At 67.9% G+C, this 15,686-nt stretch carries 16 protein-coding genes; 6 read left to right on the top strand and 10 right to left on the bottom strand.

Features of this window, described 5'->3' with window-relative positions:
- Nucleotides 1-165: 165 nt before the first annotated feature.
- The gene (locus IPF36_RS08290) at nt 166-846 is read left to right on the top strand and encodes a response regulator transcription factor (protein WP_133096683.1); all 681 of its coding nucleotides are present in this window, start codon (nt 166-168) and stop codon (nt 844-846) included.
- Between the two features lie 16 nt (nt 847-862).
- Here IPF36_RS08290 and IPF36_RS08285 read toward each other — a convergent pair whose 3' ends face one another.
- The 3 genes from IPF36_RS08285 to IPF36_RS08275 all read right to left on the bottom strand — a co-directional run bounded on the left by IPF36_RS08285 (nt 863) and on the right by IPF36_RS08275 (nt 3,301).
- On the bottom strand, nt 863-1,858 hold the full coding sequence (locus IPF36_RS08285) for a tripartite tricarboxylate transporter substrate binding protein (protein ID WP_195427757.1): 996 nt from the start codon (nt 1,856-1,858) through the stop codon (nt 863-865).
- A gap of 119 nt (nt 1,859-1,977) precedes the next feature.
- Entirely contained in the window at nt 1,978-2,271 is a 294-nt protein-coding gene (locus IPF36_RS08280) for a hypothetical protein (protein ID WP_243736965.1), read from the bottom strand.
- 88 nt (nt 2,272-2,359) lie between these two features.
- Nucleotides 2,360-3,301 (bottom strand): EamA family transporter, encoded by a 942-nt coding sequence (locus IPF36_RS08275; RefSeq protein ID WP_255519710.1) that lies wholly within the window; start codon nt 3,299-3,301, stop codon nt 2,360-2,362.
- An 87-nt stretch (nt 3,302-3,388) separates the two neighbouring features.
- Between IPF36_RS08275 and IPF36_RS08270 the strand changes: the two genes are divergently transcribed.
- Nucleotides 3,389-3,949, top strand: a complete 561-nt coding sequence (locus IPF36_RS08270; protein WP_135704096.1) for a MarR family winged helix-turn-helix transcriptional regulator — start codon at nt 3,389-3,391, stop codon at nt 3,947-3,949.
- 37 nt (nt 3,950-3,986) lie between these two features.
- On the opposite strand, the gene IPF36_RS08265 is transcribed toward IPF36_RS08270, so the two are convergent.
- Nucleotides 3,987-5,228, bottom strand: coding sequence for an MFS transporter (locus IPF36_RS08265; protein ID WP_195427756.1), 1,242 nt, complete (start codon nt 5,226-5,228; stop codon nt 3,987-3,989).
- Nucleotides 5,229-5,354: 126 nt separating this feature from the next.
- Between IPF36_RS08265 and IPF36_RS08260 the strand changes: the two genes are divergently transcribed.
- Nucleotides 5,355-6,239, top strand: a complete 885-nt coding sequence (locus IPF36_RS08260; RefSeq protein ID WP_195427755.1) for a helix-turn-helix domain-containing protein — start codon at nt 5,355-5,357, stop codon at nt 6,237-6,239.
- A gap of 77 nt (nt 6,240-6,316) precedes the next feature.
- On the opposite strand, the gene IPF36_RS08255 is transcribed toward IPF36_RS08260, so the two are convergent.
- The 3 genes from IPF36_RS08255 to IPF36_RS08245 form a co-directional block, all read right to left on the bottom strand.
- Nucleotides 6,317-7,540 carry a M20 aminoacylase family protein gene (locus IPF36_RS08255; protein WP_195427754.1) on the bottom strand — a complete coding sequence of 408 codons (1,224 nt, stop codon included), beginning with the start codon at nt 7,538-7,540 and terminating at the stop codon, nt 6,317-6,319.
- A 294-nt stretch (nt 7,541-7,834) separates the two neighbouring features.
- Complete coding sequence (locus IPF36_RS08250; RefSeq protein WP_135704089.1) at nt 7,835-8,683, bottom strand: fumarylacetoacetate hydrolase family protein; 849 nt, start codon at nt 8,681-8,683, stop codon at nt 7,835-7,837.
- Between the two features lie 37 nt (nt 8,684-8,720).
- Nucleotides 8,721-9,440 (bottom strand): GntR family transcriptional regulator, encoded by a 720-nt coding sequence (locus IPF36_RS08245; protein WP_240745916.1) that lies wholly within the window; start codon nt 9,438-9,440, stop codon nt 8,721-8,723.
- A gap of 188 nt (nt 9,441-9,628) precedes the next feature.
- On the opposite strand from IPF36_RS08245, the gene IPF36_RS08240 reads away from it, so the two are divergent.
- The 3 genes from IPF36_RS08240 (at nt 9,629) to gstA (ending at nt 12,541) form a co-directional block, all read left to right on the top strand.
- Nucleotides 9,629-10,927 (top strand): MFS transporter, encoded by a 1,299-nt coding sequence (locus tag IPF36_RS08240; protein ID WP_133096676.1) that lies wholly within the window; start codon nt 9,629-9,631, stop codon nt 10,925-10,927.
- Between the two features lie 87 nt (nt 10,928-11,014).
- Nucleotides 11,015-11,743 (top strand): aspartate/glutamate racemase family protein, encoded by a 729-nt coding sequence (locus IPF36_RS08235; protein WP_029047813.1) that lies wholly within the window; start codon nt 11,015-11,017, stop codon nt 11,741-11,743.
- 171 nt (nt 11,744-11,914) lie between these two features.
- Nucleotides 11,915-12,541 carry a glutathione transferase GstA gene (gene gstA / locus IPF36_RS08230; protein WP_133096675.1) on the top strand — a complete coding sequence of 209 codons (627 nt, stop codon included), beginning with the start codon at nt 11,915-11,917 and terminating at the stop codon, nt 12,539-12,541.
- 33 nt (nt 12,542-12,574) lie between these two features.
- On the opposite strand, the gene IPF36_RS08225 is transcribed toward gstA, so the two are convergent.
- From IPF36_RS08225 to IPF36_RS08215, 3 genes are all read right to left on the bottom strand, one after another.
- Nucleotides 12,575-13,192: a glutathione peroxidase gene (locus tag IPF36_RS08225; RefSeq protein WP_133096674.1), complete on the bottom strand. Its 618-nt coding sequence runs from the start codon at nt 13,190-13,192 to the stop codon at nt 12,575-12,577.
- An 82-nt stretch (nt 13,193-13,274) separates the two neighbouring features.
- A complete protein-coding gene (locus tag IPF36_RS08220; RefSeq protein ID WP_195427753.1) occupies nt 13,275-14,828 on the bottom strand; it encodes an MDR family MFS transporter in 1,554 nt (517 codons plus the stop codon).
- Between the two features lie 272 nt (nt 14,829-15,100).
- Entirely contained in the window at nt 15,101-15,541 is a 441-nt protein-coding gene (locus tag IPF36_RS08215; RefSeq protein ID WP_133096672.1) for a CBS domain-containing protein, read from the bottom strand.
- Nucleotides 15,542-15,686: the final 145 nt, after the last annotated feature.

Here is a 15,686-nt window from a genome sequence, read left to right as displayed (position 1 = left end):
CGCTGCAGTCGTAGCGCGTCATTTAAGACCGCGTGCCCCGCCGGACGAATAGGAAAGACCTCAATTCGGGCTTTCAACAATCTTTTACTTCTTGCCTCAGCCAGGCGCCCATAACATGGCTTCGCCATTGCCGGCGGCATTGCGCCGGCAGGAGGAGCCACGACCGTGAAGATTGCCTCGCTGCAGGCCGATCCGACCCTCGCCATCCGCATCGAACAGGCCCTGCGCCTTGACGGCCACCAGTGCCGGCGCTACCTCAGCGGCCGCACGCTGCTGGGCGCGCTGCACGCCGAGCCGTTCGACCTGCTGATCCTCGATTGCGAAACGCCGGGAATCCCGGCGCTGGATGTGCTGGCGTGGGTGCGGCGCTCGCTGGGCCATGAGCTGCCGGTGATGCTGACCGGCGGCTCGAATGAAGAGGACTTTGTCGCGGCCTGCTTTGCGCAGGGCGCCGACAGCTACCTGCCGGGGCCGCCGCGGCTGGGCGAGCTGGCCGCGCGCGTGCAGGCGCTGCTGCGGCGCGCGCGGCCGTCCACGCAAGCCTGCGAGGTGGCGCATGGCGCGTTCCGCTTTGCCCCTTCCGAGCGGCGTGCCTGGGTGCATGGCAGGCCGGTGCCGCTGGCGCCGAAGGAATTCGACCTGGCCGTGCTGCTGTTCCGCAATCTCGGCTGCGTGGTGCCGCGCCAGACCATGGTCGACCAGGTCTGGCGGTATCACATCGAGCCGACCTCGCGCACGGTGGACAGCCACCTGTCGCGCGTGCGCACCAAGCTGTCGCTGTGGCCGCACAACGGTGTGCGGCTGTCTGCGGTCTATGGGCTGGGGTGCCGGCTCGATACCGCCTGAGCCGGCATTCGCCAGGTCAGTCCGCCTTGATGCCGGCTTCCCTGACGATGCGTGCGTTCTCCGCGTACTCCTCGCGGATCGACCTGGCGAACTGCGCCGGGGTGCCGCCGGTGGGCACTTCGCCGCCCTTGAGCAGGCGCTCGTGGACGTCCGGTTCGGCCAGTGCCTTGTTCAGCTCGGCATTCAGGCGCTCGATGATCGCCGCGGGGGTCTTGCCCGGCGCGAACACGCCGAAGGTCGAAGTCAGGTTGGCCTTGGGATAGCCAAGCTCGGCCAGCGTGGGCACCTGCGGCAGGCTCTCCAGCCGCTTTGGCGCGCCGACCGCCAGTGCGCGCAGGCGGCCGGCCTTCATATGCTGGGTCAGTGCCGGGCTGGCGTTGGTGCTCATCACCTCGAACTGGCCGCCAAGCGCATCGTTCATCTGCTGGCCGGCGCCCTTGTAAGGGATCAGCGTGATGTCGGCCTTCGACTTCTGCCTGATCTGCTCCAGCACCACATGGCCGACCGTGCCCAGCCCCGAGGTCGCCCAGCGCACCGAACCCGGCTTGGCGCGGGCCTGGCCGACCACGTCGGCGAAGCCCTTGCCGCTGAAGCCGTTGGTGGCGATCACCAGCACCGGCGAGTACATCACGCTCATCACCGGCGCCACGTCCTTCTGCGGGTCGTAGTTGACGTGGCCGACGTGCGGGTTCAGCGTCAGCGGGCTGGTCGAGGCGAAGCCGAGCGTGTAGCCGTCCGGCGCGGCCTTGGTGACGGCATCGATGCCGATGCTGCCGCCGGCGCCGGCCTTGTTCTCGACCACCACCGAGGTGCCCATCTGCGCCGACAGGCGCTCGCCGAGCGCGCGCGCCACGGTGTCGCTGATGCCGCCGGTGGGATAGGCGACGATCAGGCGGATCGGGCGGCTGGGGTAGTTGTCTGCGGCAGCGGAGGCGGCGACGGGGAGTGCGGCGGCCAGCAGGCCGGCGGCAACGGTGGCTGCCAGCAAGGTCGGGCGGAACGGGAAGGCCATGGTGTCGGGAATACGGGGAAGACGGGGAGAGAATCTGGAGCGCGTCTTCGCCGGGCAGAACTGCCGGCCGGCGCGCGACAGCCGCTATCTTAGCCGATCGGTTGCGCGCTCAACGGTGCCTAGCGCACCAGCGGGCGTTCCGGCACCCAGGAGACAAAGAGCTCGTTGGCGCGGTCATAGAGGCGCCAGACCGTGCCGCAGTCGCGGCAGGCAAAGGTCAGCATGCTGAACGGCACGCCCGCGGCACTCTGGCTCACCAGCGGCGCGGTATTGCGCAGCGCCAGGCAGGCAGGCGGCTCGCGCCGGCGTGGGTCGGCGGCCAGTTCCAGGCAGCGCTCGCAGGCCGGCGTGGCGTTGGGCGGCGTCGTGACAGGCGCGGAGGTGACCGGAGAAGGCGGGGCGAGCGGGGGCATGGTGGGCACGGCGGACTTCATGCCCGCCATGATGCCGCAAAACGCAGGCCGGCAGCAGTCCGCGGCGGCTGCGGCGATGCCCATGCACTCAGTGTGCCGCGCGCTGCCCCAGCCAGACACTCGCCAGCACCAGCAACGCCCCCACCGCCTGCACCGCGGTCAGCGCCTGCCCCAGCACCACGAAGCCAAGCACGGTGGCGCTGACCGGGCTCAGCAGGCCCAGCGCCGACACCGCCGACGACGGCATGCGCCCCACCCCGCGAAACCACAGCGCATAGGTCACGCCCGCGCCGATGATGCTCAGCCAGGCGTAGCCCAGCCAGTTGGCCAGCGTGAAATGCCCGGGCAGCGGCTCCAGCGCCAGCGCGAACGGCAGCAGGAACAGGCCGCCCGCACACAGCTGCCATGCGGTCAGCACCAGCGGCGACAGCGGCGGCTGCCAGCGCCGCGTCAGCACGGTGCCCACCGCCATCGATGCCGCACCCGCGGCCGCCGCGGCCACGCCAATGGCATCGAGCCGTGCCGCCGGCCCCAGCACCAGCAGCGCCACCCCCAGCAGCCCGCCCACGCCTGCGAGCCAGGCCGCGGTGCGCGGGCGCGCGCCCAGCCAGGCCCAGGCCAGCGCCACCACGATCAGCGGCTGGATCGCCCCGACCGTGGCGGCCACGCCGCCGGGCAACCGGTACGCCGCGATAAACAGCATCGCCTGGAAGAAGCCGATATTGAGCACGCCCAGCACCGCCGCCCGCCACCACCAGCTGCCCTTGGGCAGGGTGCGGCCCCAGGCCAGCATCAGCAGCCCGGCCGGCAGCGCGCGGATCACGCCGGACAGCAGCGGCTGGCCCGGCGGCAGCCACTGGCTGGTGACGAGGTAGGTGCTGCCCCAGATCGCCGGGGCCAGGCCGGTGAGGAGGATGTCCCGCAGCGGCAGCCGGCCGGTTGCGGGGGACGCTGAAGCCGCGGAAATTGCCCCGGCAGAAGCGGATACAGCAGCGGACGCAGCAGCGTTGGCCGGACCATTCGTCTTCATATCAAGTTTCTTGATATCAATATAAACCCACTTTACGAAGCAGATCGTTTGATGTCAAGATACTTACGTTCCTGCCTGAATGTACCAATGCCAGCCCGCCGCAAACCCCAGCCCGCAATCCCGGACGACACGCCAGACCACGTCGACACCATCCTCGCGCAGTGGGCGCGTGAACGCCCTGACCTGGATGCTTCGCCGATGGGCCTGATCGGCCGCGTGGCCCGGCTCAACCGTCATACCGGCAAGTCGATCGAGTCCGCGCTGGCGGAAACGGCGCTGCAGCCGTGGGAATTCGATGTGCTGGCGACCCTGCGGCGCTCCGGCCCGCCGTTTGCGCTGTCGCCGGGCGCGCTGATCGGCTCGCTGATGATCACGTCCGGCACCATGACCAACCGGCTCGACCACCTGGAGCGCGCGGGCCTGGTGCAACGCCGCCCCAACCCGGACGACCGGCGCGGCCTGCTGGTGGAACTGACCGACGCCGGGCGCGAGCGCATCGATCATGCTGTGGCAGTGCACGTCGAGAACGAGCACCGCCTGGTGGCGGCGCTCAGCGCCACGGAACGGGCCCAGCTGGCCACGCTGCTGCGGCGCTGGCTGCGCCAGTTCGAACCGCCTCCTGGCGGCGACGAGACCAGCGACGCCTGAGCCCTGACTGACCCGGCGCCCCGGAGCCGGCCGAGTGTCAGCCGTGCGCGCGCTCGCGCAGGTCCGGCAGGAACACCGTCAGCAGCCCCAGCAGCGGCAGGTAGGCACAGTACTCATAGACCGCGCCGATGCCGTACGTATCCGCCATCCCACCCAGCACCGCAGCGCCGATGCCGCCCATGCCGAAGGCAAAGCCGAAGAACAGCCCCGACACCATGCCGACCTTGCCGGGGATCAGCTCCTGCGCGAACACCAGGATCGCCGAGAACGCCGACGCCAGGATAAAGCCGATGATGAAGGTCAGTACCGTGGTCCAGAAGAGGCCCGCGTGCGGCAGCAGCAGCGTGAACGGCGCCACGCCCAGGATGGACGCCCAGATCACGCGCTTGCGCCCGATGCGGTCGCCGATCGGCCCGCCCAGGATGGTGCCCGCCGCCACCGCGAACAGGAACAGGAACAGGTGCAACTGGGCGTTCTGCTGCGCCAGCCCGAAGCGCTCCATCAGGTAAAAGGTGTAGTACGAGGTCAGGCTGGCCATGTAGAAATACTTGGAGAACACCAGCACCATCAGCACCAGCATCGCCCGCATCACCACGCGCGTCGGCACCGGGCTGGCCGCGGCGCCCGCGGCCTTGCGCTTGCGCGCGCCCTGCGCCAGCTGGCGCGCGTACCACCCGCCGATGCGCCACAGCACCACGATGCCCACCAGCGCCGCCAGCGAGAACCACGCCAGGCTCGCCTGCTGGTGCACGATCAGCGCCGCCAGCAGCGGCCCCATGGCGCTGCCGCCGTTGCCGCCGACCTGGAAGATCGATTGCGCCAGCCCGTGCTGGCCACCCGACGCCATGCGCGCCACGCGCGACGACTCGGGATGGAAGATCGACGAGCCGGTGCCGACCAGCGCCGCCGCCACCAGCAGCACGCCGTAGGTCGGCGCCACCGACAGCAGCAGCAGGCCGCCCAGCGTAAAGGCCATCGCGATCGCCAGCGAATGCGGCTTGGGATGCTTGTCGGTGTACAGGCCCACCACCGGCTGCAGCAGCGACGCGGTGACCTGGTACGTCATGGTCAGCAATCCGATCTGCGTGAAGCTCAGGTTGAAGCCGCCCTTGAGCATCGGATAGATCGCCAGGATCAACGACTGGATCATGTCGTTGAGGAAGTGGGCGAAGCTGATCGCCGACAGCACGCGGAAGCCGGTGCGTTCGGCCTGCGCCGGCGTGGTGGAGATGCTGGAAGCTGAGGCGCCGGACGGCGCGGAGTCGATGGTTGTGCTCATTGGCGGCTCTCGACAAAAACGGAAAGCGGTCAGCGGGGGCGCTGGCCAGGACTGTGAGTCGGGATGCTAGCTGGCACGCACGCGCCTGTCCTGCGAGAATGGGGCCGCAACCTTGGAGAAAAGGACATGCCGCGCGCGCCCCGTGCCTCCGACGACACCGCCCCGCCGGGTTCCGCAACCGGGCGGCCTGCCCGCGATCTGCGCGGCTTGCCGGTGCCGCCAGCCGCCACGCCGGACGACACCTACAGCAATCCCCCGCGCTACGTCCGCTACGACCGCAGCCCGATGCCGGTTGCCGCCATGGCCGCCGACTACCTGCCCGGTGAAATGACCAAGCGGCACCAGCACCCGCACGCGCAGCTGATCCACGCGGTGCACGGTGTGATGGTGGTAGCCACCGAGGAAGGCCAGTGGATCGTGCCGCCCACGCGCGGCATGTGGATGCCGGGCGGCACCATGCACTGGATCCGCATGGTCGGCCACGTGCAGATGCGCACCGCTTATATCCGCCCGGATGCCGCGCCGGGCCTGCCGCAGCGCTGCACCGTGCTCGGCATCTCACCGCTGCTGCGCGAGCTGATCCTGGCCGCGATCGACATCCCCCTGCCCTATGAACCGGATACGCGCGATGCGCGCCTGATGCGGCTGCTGCTCGATGAAGTCCTGCTGGTGCCATCGCTGCCGCTGCACCTGCCGCGCCCGGCTGACGCAGGCCTGCGCCAGATCTGCGACGCGATCGTGCAAACGCCCGACATCGCGCTGACCCTGGCGGACTGGGGCGAAAAGCTGGGCGTGGATCCCAAGACCATCCAGCGCCGCTTTGCGCGCGAGACCGGCATGACCTTCGGGCAATGGCGCCAGCAGGCGCGGCTGCTGGCGGGGCTGGAAAAGCTGGCTGCGGGCAGCAAGGTGGTCGACGTGGCGCTGGACCTCGGCTACGACAGCCCGAGCGCGTTCGCGACGATGTTCAGGCGGCAGTTCGGCGTACCGCCCAGCGTGTTCTTCCGGTAAGAAACCGACCACTGGTGCCCGTCGTGAGGGCTCCCCTCGCCCGCGAAGTGGGAGAGAGGAGAAAACCCGTGCCCCGCTCAACGCCCCAGATACCGCTCCACCAACCTCGTCCAGTACGCCGCGCCCACCGTCAGGTTCTCGTCGTTGAAGTCGTACCCCGCGTTATGCAGCAGTGGCTGGCTGGCCCCATTGCCCAGCCGCACGAAGCAACCCGGACGCTGCTGCAGGTAATAAGCAAAGTCCTCGCTGCCCGTGATGCGCGCAGCCTGCGGCACCACCTTGTCGGCGCCAACCAGTTCCTCGGCCACCTGCCGCGCGAACTCGGTCTCGCGCTCGCTGTTCACCAGCACCGGATAGCCGCGCACGTAGTCGACTTCCGCCACGGCGCCATAGCCCTCGGCCTGCGAGAGCGCCAGCTGGCGGATGCGGTTTTCCAGCGACGCGCGCACATCGGGGCTGAAGGACCGAACGCTGATTTCCATGCGCGCGCTGTCCGGGATCACATTGGGTGCGTGGCCGGCGTGCAGCGTGCCGATGCTCACCACCGCGGCCTCGTTCGGATCCACGAAGCGCGACACCACCGACTGCAGCGCCATCACCAGGCTGCCGGCCACCAGGATCGGATCGACCGACTGGTGCGGGCGCGCCGCGTGGCCGCCCTTGCCGCGGATGGTGATGGTGACCGTGTCGCACGCCGCCATGAACGGGCCCGCGCGGAACAGGAAGTTGCCCTGCTCCACGCCCGGATGATTGTGCAGGCCGAAGATCGCGTCGCACGGGAAGCGCTCGAACAGGCCATCAGCCAGCATGCGCTCGGCGCCGCCGCCCGCGCCGATTTCCTCGGCCGGCTGGAAGATCAGGTGCACGGTGCCGTCGAAGTTGCGCGTACGCGCCAGCTGCCGTGCCGCACCGAGCAGGATCGCGGTGTGGCCGTCGTGGCCGCAGGCATGCATGCGGCCCTGATTGACGCTCGCGTAAGGCAGCCCCGTGCGCTCGTGGATCGGCAGCGCGTCCATGTCGGCGCGGATGCCGATGCTGCGCGTGCCCTCGCCGCTTTGCAGCGTCCCGACCACGCCGGTCCCGCCCACGCCACGCGTGACCGTGAAGCCCCACGCTTCCAGCAGGCTGGCGATCAGGCCGGACGTGCGGACCTCGTCAAAGGCAAGCTCGGGATTCTGGTGGATGTTGCGCCGGATCGCCTCGAGTTCGGCGCGGCTGTCCAGGGTGTCGGCCAGCCCGCAGTAGCGGCGCTTGAGTGTGGTACCGAGGTAGGACTCGATCTCGGGGGCGTGCTCTGACATGACGTTTGCTCTCTGGCGAAACCTGTATAACCAGTATTTCACGCAGAAAACGCAAGCGAAATGCCAAGTGTGCGATTTCGGGTAAATCGAGGCGATCCGGGCGTTTTCGTCACCGGAACCGTTGCGCGCACGGCACGCTTTGTATGGAAACCCAACGCTTTGTGTGAAAGCGTTTCGACGGGGAACCATTGAAGCTGGCGCTCTTTACCTGCGTTGCAGCATCGCGCAACGCGCGCGGCGGCGTCACCTTGCCAGGTAACGCCGCGCCCTGCCCGGCTTGCGCCGGGAGGGTGATCAGCGCTCGCCGTAGGCGACCACGCGCTGGCTCTGCACGCCGAGCCCTTCCACGCCCAGGCGCATGGTGTCACCCGCCTTCAGGAAGCGCGGCGGCTTGAAGCCCATGCCCACGCCCGGCGGCGTGCCGGTCGCGATCAGGTCGCCTGGCAGCAGCGTCATGAAGCGGCTGACATAGCTGACCACCGTGGCCACGTCGAAGACCATGGTCGCGGTGCTGCCCCGCTGCACGCGCTCGCCGTTGACCTCCAGCCACAGGCCCAGCGCCTGCGGATCGGCCACTTCATCGCGCGTCACCAGCCACGGTCCGGCCGGGCAGAAGGTGTCGCAGCCCTTGCCCTTGTCCCAGGTGCCGCCACGCTCGATCTGGAACTCGCGCTCGGACACGTCGTTGACCACGCAGTAGCCGGCCACGTGGTTCAGCGCCTCTTCGCGCGAGACGTTGCGCGCGACGGTGCCGATCACCACGCCGAGCTCGACCTCCCAGTCGGACTTCTCCGAGCCGAACGGCAGCATCACATCGTCGTCCGGGCCGTTGAGCGAGCTGTTGGCCTTCAGGAACACGATCGGCTCCGCCGGCAGCGGCATGCCAGCCTCGGCGGCGTGATCGGCATAGTTCAGGCCAATCGCCACGATCTTGCCGATACCCGTCCAGGGCACGCCAAAGCGCGCGCCCTCGAGCACGGGCAGCGCTGCCACGTCCACCTGCGCCAGCCGCGCCAGCGCCGCGGGCGCCAGCTCGCCCGGGCCGATCTCGCCCACCACGCCGCTCAGGTCGCGCACGCGGCCGTCTGCATCGATCACGCCAGGGCGCTCGGCGCCGGGATTGCCTACTCGAACCAGTTTCATCGTCGTTGCTTTCGTCAGGGATTGGATTAGGGATGATTCATGCGGACTGCTTCAGGCCGGGGGCGCGCGCACCGGCTTCGCCCAGCGAAGCCGCCACCACGGCGAGTACCTCGGTCGCGGTGTTCTCCGAATGCCGGCGCAGCACCTGCGCCAGGCGCGGCCTGCCGGGCTCGCGCAGCGCGGCCATGATTTCTTCATGTTCCTCATGCGACTCCTGCCAGCGCAGGATGTCGGCATTGGCGGCGCCGCGCGCGCGGTGGACCTTGCTCATCAGCGTGGCGTAGACGCCGGCCAGCACCGGGTTGGCGGCGCCGTCGATGATGAGCTGGTGGATTTCCTGGTTGATGCGGAAATAGTCGGTGCGCCGCCCCGCGGCATGCGCGTCGATCATGGCCTGGTGGCGCCGCTCCAGCTTCGCCATGGCGGCGTCGCCCAGCCGCCGCGCCGCCAGTTCGCCGGCCAGCGCCTCGAGCCCGTGCAGGGTCTCGAAGGTGGCGCGCAACTCCTCCAGGTCCAGCGGCGCCACGCGGTAGCCGATGTACTGCCGGTGCAGCACCAGTCCCTCGGAGACCAGCACCTTGAGCGCCTCGCGCAGCGGCGTCTTGGAGACGTCGAAGGTCTCGCAGAAGGCGCGCTCGTCGATGCGGGCGCCGGGCGGCAACTCGCCCTCTTCGATCATGGTGCGCAGCCGGGCAGCGATGCCGGCGGACATGCCGAGCGTGCGCAGGCGCGTGGTAGGGGAAAGCGTTTGTGTCACAGACGTCACCAGAATGGGGAAATGCACCACGAGAAGGCTATCACATACCAAAATTGTGCATTCGCAACATCGTAAAATCAATAACTTACAAGCGTTGTAATTACAGATTACGTATCCTATACTCCGGCCTGTTGCGCGACACCCATTAAAACTGCCCACCCAAAGGACCGAGACAAGGAGACGCCGCCATGCAAACGACAAGCCAGGCGACGGTGTTGACGGAGGCCAAGACCTCCGTGCGCTGGAAGATTTTTTTGATGATGCTGTTTCTCATCGCGATCAACTACATCGATCGCGCCTCGCTTTCGGTGGCCATGCCGCTGATCGCGAAGGAGTTCGACCTCAGTCCCACTATGCAGGGCCTGATCCTCAGTTCGTTCTTCTGGACCTACGCGCTGATGCAGGTGCCGGGCGGCATGCTGGCCGACAAGTACAAGCCGCGCATCGTGATCGCCTGCGCCACCGTGTTCTGGGGACTGGCCCAGACCATCGCGGCGTTCACCACCAATGCCATGTCGCTGATGCTGACGCGGCTCGGCCTTGGCGCCGCCGAAGCGCCGATCTACCCGGCCGGCGGCAAGCTCAACGCCATCTGGATGACGCAGAACGAACGCGGCCGCGGCGCCACGCTGCTTGACGGCGGCGCACCGCTGGGCGCGGCCCTGGGCGCGATCATCATCACGTGGCTGATCGCCTCGCTGGGCTCGTGGCGGCTGGCCTTTATCGTGGCCGGCGTGGGCACCGTGCTGGCCGGCTTCATGGCCTGGTATTACGTGCGCAATTCCCCGCGCGAGCACCGCGGCGTGAACGAGATGGAAGCGCGCTATATCGAAGAAGCGCAGGCCAGCGAGCACCGCGCCGAGCCGGCCAACCTGTCGGGCCGCTCCATGGATTTCTTCAAGTACCGCTCGGTGTGGTGCATGGCCGCTGGCTGGATGTGCTTCAACACCGTGTTCTACGGCCTGCTGACCTGGATGCCCAACTACCTGAACAAGGTGCACGGCTTCGACATCAAGCAGATGGGCGGCGCCAGCTTCATCATCTTCTTCAGCGGCTTTATCGGCGAACTGGTCGGCGGCTGGATCGCCGACAAGTGGAAAGAGGCGGGCGGCCGTCCCAACGTGGTGATGCGCACGCTGTTCGGCATCGCCGCGGTGGTGGCCACGGCCTCGATCTTCTCGGTGGCATATGTCAGCGACCCGATCATCGTGGTGGTGCTGCTGTCGTCCACGCTGTTCTTCCTGCGCTGGTGCGGCCTGTTCTGGTGCGTTCCGTCGATGCTCGGCACCCGCAACAAGGTCGGCTTCCTGGGCGGCGTGATGAACCTGGGCGGCAATATCGGCGGCATCACCGTGCCCATCATCGTCGGCATGATCGTGCAGTTCACCGGCTCGTACTTCCTGGCGCTGATGTTCTTCGCTGCTGCCGGCGTTGGCCTGCTGCTGGCCTCGACCGCCATCGACTACGAGACCAAGATTCCGGTCTGATCCGCGCGGATCGCTGCGATCACCAAATTCCAAGACAAGCAGGGGGCCGGCAACGTCCCAGCCCCCACGTTTACTCCTGAACACAACATGACCAAGCAAATCCGACTCGGCATGCTCACGCCGTCTTCCAACACGGCGCTCGAGCCCATCACCAGCGCGATGGTTGCCGGCCTGCCCAATGTCAGCGCGCATTTCTCGCGCTTCACCGTGACCGAGATCTCGCTGCGCGACCAGGCGCTGGGGCAGTTCAACCTCGACAAGATCCTGGCCGCCGCCAGCCTGCTGGCCGATGCGCGCGTCGACGTCATCGCCTGGAACGGCACCTCGTCCGGCTGGCTCGGCTTCGACAAGGATGAAGCGCTGTGCAGGCAGATCACCGAGGCGACCGGCATCCCGGCCACTACCTCGGTGCTGGCGCTCAACGAGATCCTGGAAAAGACCGGTGCGCGCAACTTCGGCCTGGCCACGCCGTACCTGGACGACGTGCAGCAGCGCATCATCGCCAACTACGAACGCAGCGGCTTTCACTGCGTGGCGGAAAGCCACCTCGACCTGCACGTGAACTACAGCTTTGCCGAAGTCGAAGCCGACACCATCCGCGAGATGGTGCGCGGCCTCGCGCAGCATGGGCCGCAGGCAATCACCACGTTCTGCACCAACCTGCGTGCGGCGCACCTGGCCGAGGAGCTTGAAGCCGAGACGGGGATCCCGCTGTACGACACCATTTCTACCGTGGTGTGGAAATCGCTGCGGCTGTGCGGCGTGGATACGCGCGAGCTGAAAGGGTGGGGCCGGCTGTTCCGCGAAGTGGAGTGATTGCCTGAGCCACGATGGCGCGATCCAGTCGCGCCATCGACGCACGCGGGCTGTGCAAATCTGCAATCCCCCTCCGCACGCCCGCGCATTGCCGCACCGAATCCGCGATCCTAGACTGCTCCCACGGCCCCACAATGGCGTGGCGGCCAGCCCACCCCAAACAGGATCGCGATGAAGCTCTACTACTCCCCCGGCGCATGCTCGATGTCCGTCCACATCGCGCTGCGCGAAGCCGGCCTGCCCGTTACGCTGGCCCAGGTCGACCTGCAACACCACAAGCTGGCACAGCCCGAGAACGGCAGCGACGACTACTACGCCATCAACCCGCGCGGCTATGTGCCGCTGCTGCAGCTGGTCGACGGCTCGCGCCATACCGAAGTGGCATCGTTGCTGCAGTACATCGCCGATCTGGTGCCCGAGCGCGGCCTGCTGCCCGCCGCCGGCACGCGCGAGCGGCTGGAAGCCACCGGCTGGCTGACCCTGGTCTCCACCGAACTGCACAAGGTGTTCAGCCCGTGGCTGTGGCACAAGGAAACCGCGGCAAGCACGCAGCAGGCATGCAAGGCAAAGCTGCAGGCGCGCTTCGCCGAACTCGACCGCCACCTGCAAACCCGCCAATACCTGATGGGAGACCGCTACACCGTGGCCGATGCGTACTGCTTCACCATCCTTGGCTGGGCGCGCATGCTGATGATGCCGCTGACCGCCTACCCGTCGCTGCAGGAATACCTGTCACGTGTGGCCGCACGGCCCGCGGTACAGGAAGCAATGCGCGCGGAAGGGCTGGTGCGCGACTGAGCTGGCGCGGAGGTGGTGCGGGGAGGGCGCCGCTCAGCGCTGCGCGCCGAGCAGCGATTCGATCTTCGCCACCAGTTCCTTGTCGTCGGGCCTGGTGCGGCTGTCGTAGCTGGCCACCACCTTGCCGTCGCGGCCGATCAGGTACTTGTAGAAGTTCCACTTGGGCGCGGTGCCGGTCTGTCTGGCAAGCAGCGCGTACATCGGGTTGGCGTCGCTGCCGCGCACGTGCGACTTGCCCAGCATCGGGAACTTGACGCCGTAGGTGTTGTAGCAGAAGTCCGCGATCTGCTTCTCCGAGCCCGGCTCCTGCGAGAAATCGTTGGACGGGAATCCCAGCACCACCAGCCCGCGCGCATTGTATTTGGCGTGCAGCGCCTCAAGCCCTTCGTATTGCGGCGTGAAGCCGCAATAGCTTGCCGTGTTGACCACCAGCACCACCTTGCCGGCGTACTGGCACAGGTTCTGCGGCGCTTCGTCCTGCAGGCGCGGGAAGGTGAAGTTGAGCGATGCGGGGCAAGCGCCCGCCTGCGTCGCCACAACGGGCGCTGCGGGCTTGTCGGCGGCGCGGGCAGGCGAGGGCAGCAGTGCCGCCGCGGCGAACGCCACGGCGGCGAAGGCGACGGGATGGGTAATCACGGAACGGCGGAACATGGCGACGGGGCTCCAGGGGTCGGCTCGCTGTATCGGGTACGCGTAGTCTACGCCGATGGCGGGGCCGCTGCCGCCCGCCGCTTCAGTCCATGGCCAGCGTCGCCGCGTGTTCGGTGACGCTGCTGCGTAGCTCCAAGTCCGGCATGCTGCGCACGACCAGCAGCGCCAGCACCGACGCGGCCGCACCGGCGGCAAAGATCAGCTGGAAGCCCGACTCGACACCGCCCGCCAGCACGTGCCGCACCGCCGGCGACAGCTGCGCCAGCGCTTCGCTGCCATGGCGCAGCGCGCCCAGGTCGAGCGCCTGCTTCACGCCCGAGGCCGCCAGCGCATGGCGGAATTCCAGCGTCAGCAGCGTGCCCGCCAGCGCCCCGCCCAGCGCGCTGCCGAGCGAGCGCAGCACCAGCAGCGCGCCGGTGCCGGCGCCGGTATCGCGGCGCTCCAGCACGTTCTGCACGCTCATCAGCGTGGCCACCATGGTGATGCCCAGGCCCACGCCGGCCAGCGTCATCGCCATCAGCACGACAGCCAGCGGCACCGCCGGCGTCACCAGCGCCAGCACGATCAGGCCGAGCGCACCGGCGACATAGCCCGCCGTCAGGATGCCGCGCATGCGGCCTACGCGCGGCGCCACCCATGCCACGATAAAGTTGCCCGCCACCGTTGCCAGCAGGAACGGCATCACCAGCAGGCCGGAAGTCGAAGCATCGGCACCGCGCACCAGCTGGAAATGCAGCGGCAACGCAAAGATGCACAGGAAGATGTTGAGCGCCGACAGCGCCGACGCCGCCACGCCCATCACATAGGCGCGGTTGGCAAACAGCCGCGGCGGCAGCATCGGGTCGGCCGCGCGGCGCTCCTGCCACGCCAGCAGCGCCACCGCCACGGCCGCGGCGAGCAGCAGGGCGGCCAGCTCAGGCGAGAGCCAGTCGTAGACATCGCCACCCCAGCTCATCGCCAGCAGGAAGGCGACGATGGCCACCGCCAGCAGCAGCGCGCCCAGCCAGTCCACGCGCGCCGGACCGCCGCGCGGCGCCAGCATCGCCAGGCCGCGATGGCACATCGCCATCGCCAGCAGGCCCAGTGGCACGTTGACCCAGAACAGCCAGCGCCACGACATGTAGTCCGACACCCAGCCGCCCACCAGCGGCCCCGCGATCGACGCCACCGCCCACACCGTGGCCAGGTAACCCTGGTAGCGCCCGCGCTGGCGCGGCGCCACCACGTCGGCGATGGCCGCCTGCGCCAGCGACATCAGCCCGCCGCCGCCCACGCCCTGCAGCGCGCGGAACAGGATCAGCTGCCCGAGCGTCTGCGCCAGCGCGCACGCCACCGAGGCGCCGATGAACAGCGTGATCGCCACCATCAGCAGCCGGCGCCTGCCGAAGCTGTCGGAAAGCTTGCCGTACAGCGGCGTGGTCACCGTCGACACGATCAGGTACGCGGTCACGATCCACGACAGGTGGCCGAACCCGTTCAGGTCGTTGGCGATGGCCGGCACCGCCGGGATCACCACGGTCTGGTCCAGCGCCGCCAGCAGGATGCACAGCACGATGCCGCCGATGACGCGCATGATGGCGCGATGGTCGTGGACGGGCGTTGGAATGGCTTGGGCGGCGGGTGCGGACGACGACATTGCAGACACGGGTACGCGGCACAGTGCCGCGAGGGAAACACAGGGAAGGGGGAATTGCCGGCCGGAAGGTCCGCCAGGAACGGCCGGTAGGCCGCAGCGGAGTGACCGTAATTCAGTAACCGCATAATTATATGCGGTCGGCGCATATCGCGCTAAGGGAGGCCGCGGGGCATGTCGTCAAACCCCTACGGTTTTCTCCCCTCTCCCGCCCGCGGGAGAAGGGCCAGGGGGCAGGGCCGGCGCATCAATTCCCCACCAGCCCAACGCATTGCCTAATGCCCACCCCCATGGATGTAATGCTCCAGCTGCTCGATGATGAACTGCTGCTCGGAGATGATGTCCTTCACGAGGTCACCGATCGACAGCATGCCGACCAGTTCATCGTTTTCCATCACCGGCAGGTGGCGCAGCCGGTGCTTGGTCATCAGCGCCATGCATTCGTCAGTGCTCTGGCCGGCACTGACGTAGATCACCGAGGTGGTCATGATGTCGCGTACCAGCGTCTCGCGCGAAGTACGCTGCATCAGGATCACCTTGCGCGCATAGTCGCGCTCGCTCAGGATGCCCTTGATGTCACCGTGCTCGATGACCAGCAGGGCGCCGATCCCTTTCTCGGCCATCAGCTGCAGCGCGGCATAGACCGTCGCCGTCGGCGGGATGCTGTAGATGGCCTGAGTCGGCTTGGATTCCAGAACCTGGCGTGCAGTTTTCATCACCAACTCCTCTTCCGTCGAGAAATCATGCGGCTGGCGCTACCTGCCTTGCGACCAATGGAACCAGAGTAGCAAAGGAATGCGCCGGCTTACAGGGTGACTTACGCGAATCTTTGTAAGCGATGTTGTGGCGCACCCACGACTG

The organism is Cupriavidus sp. IK-TO18, from assembly GCF_015549295.1.
Lineage (GTDB): Bacteria > Pseudomonadota > Gammaproteobacteria > Burkholderiales > Burkholderiaceae > Cupriavidus > Cupriavidus oxalaticus_A.
Note: the sequence above shows the minus strand (reverse complement) of the source record. Positions and strands in the feature narration are given on the sequence as shown.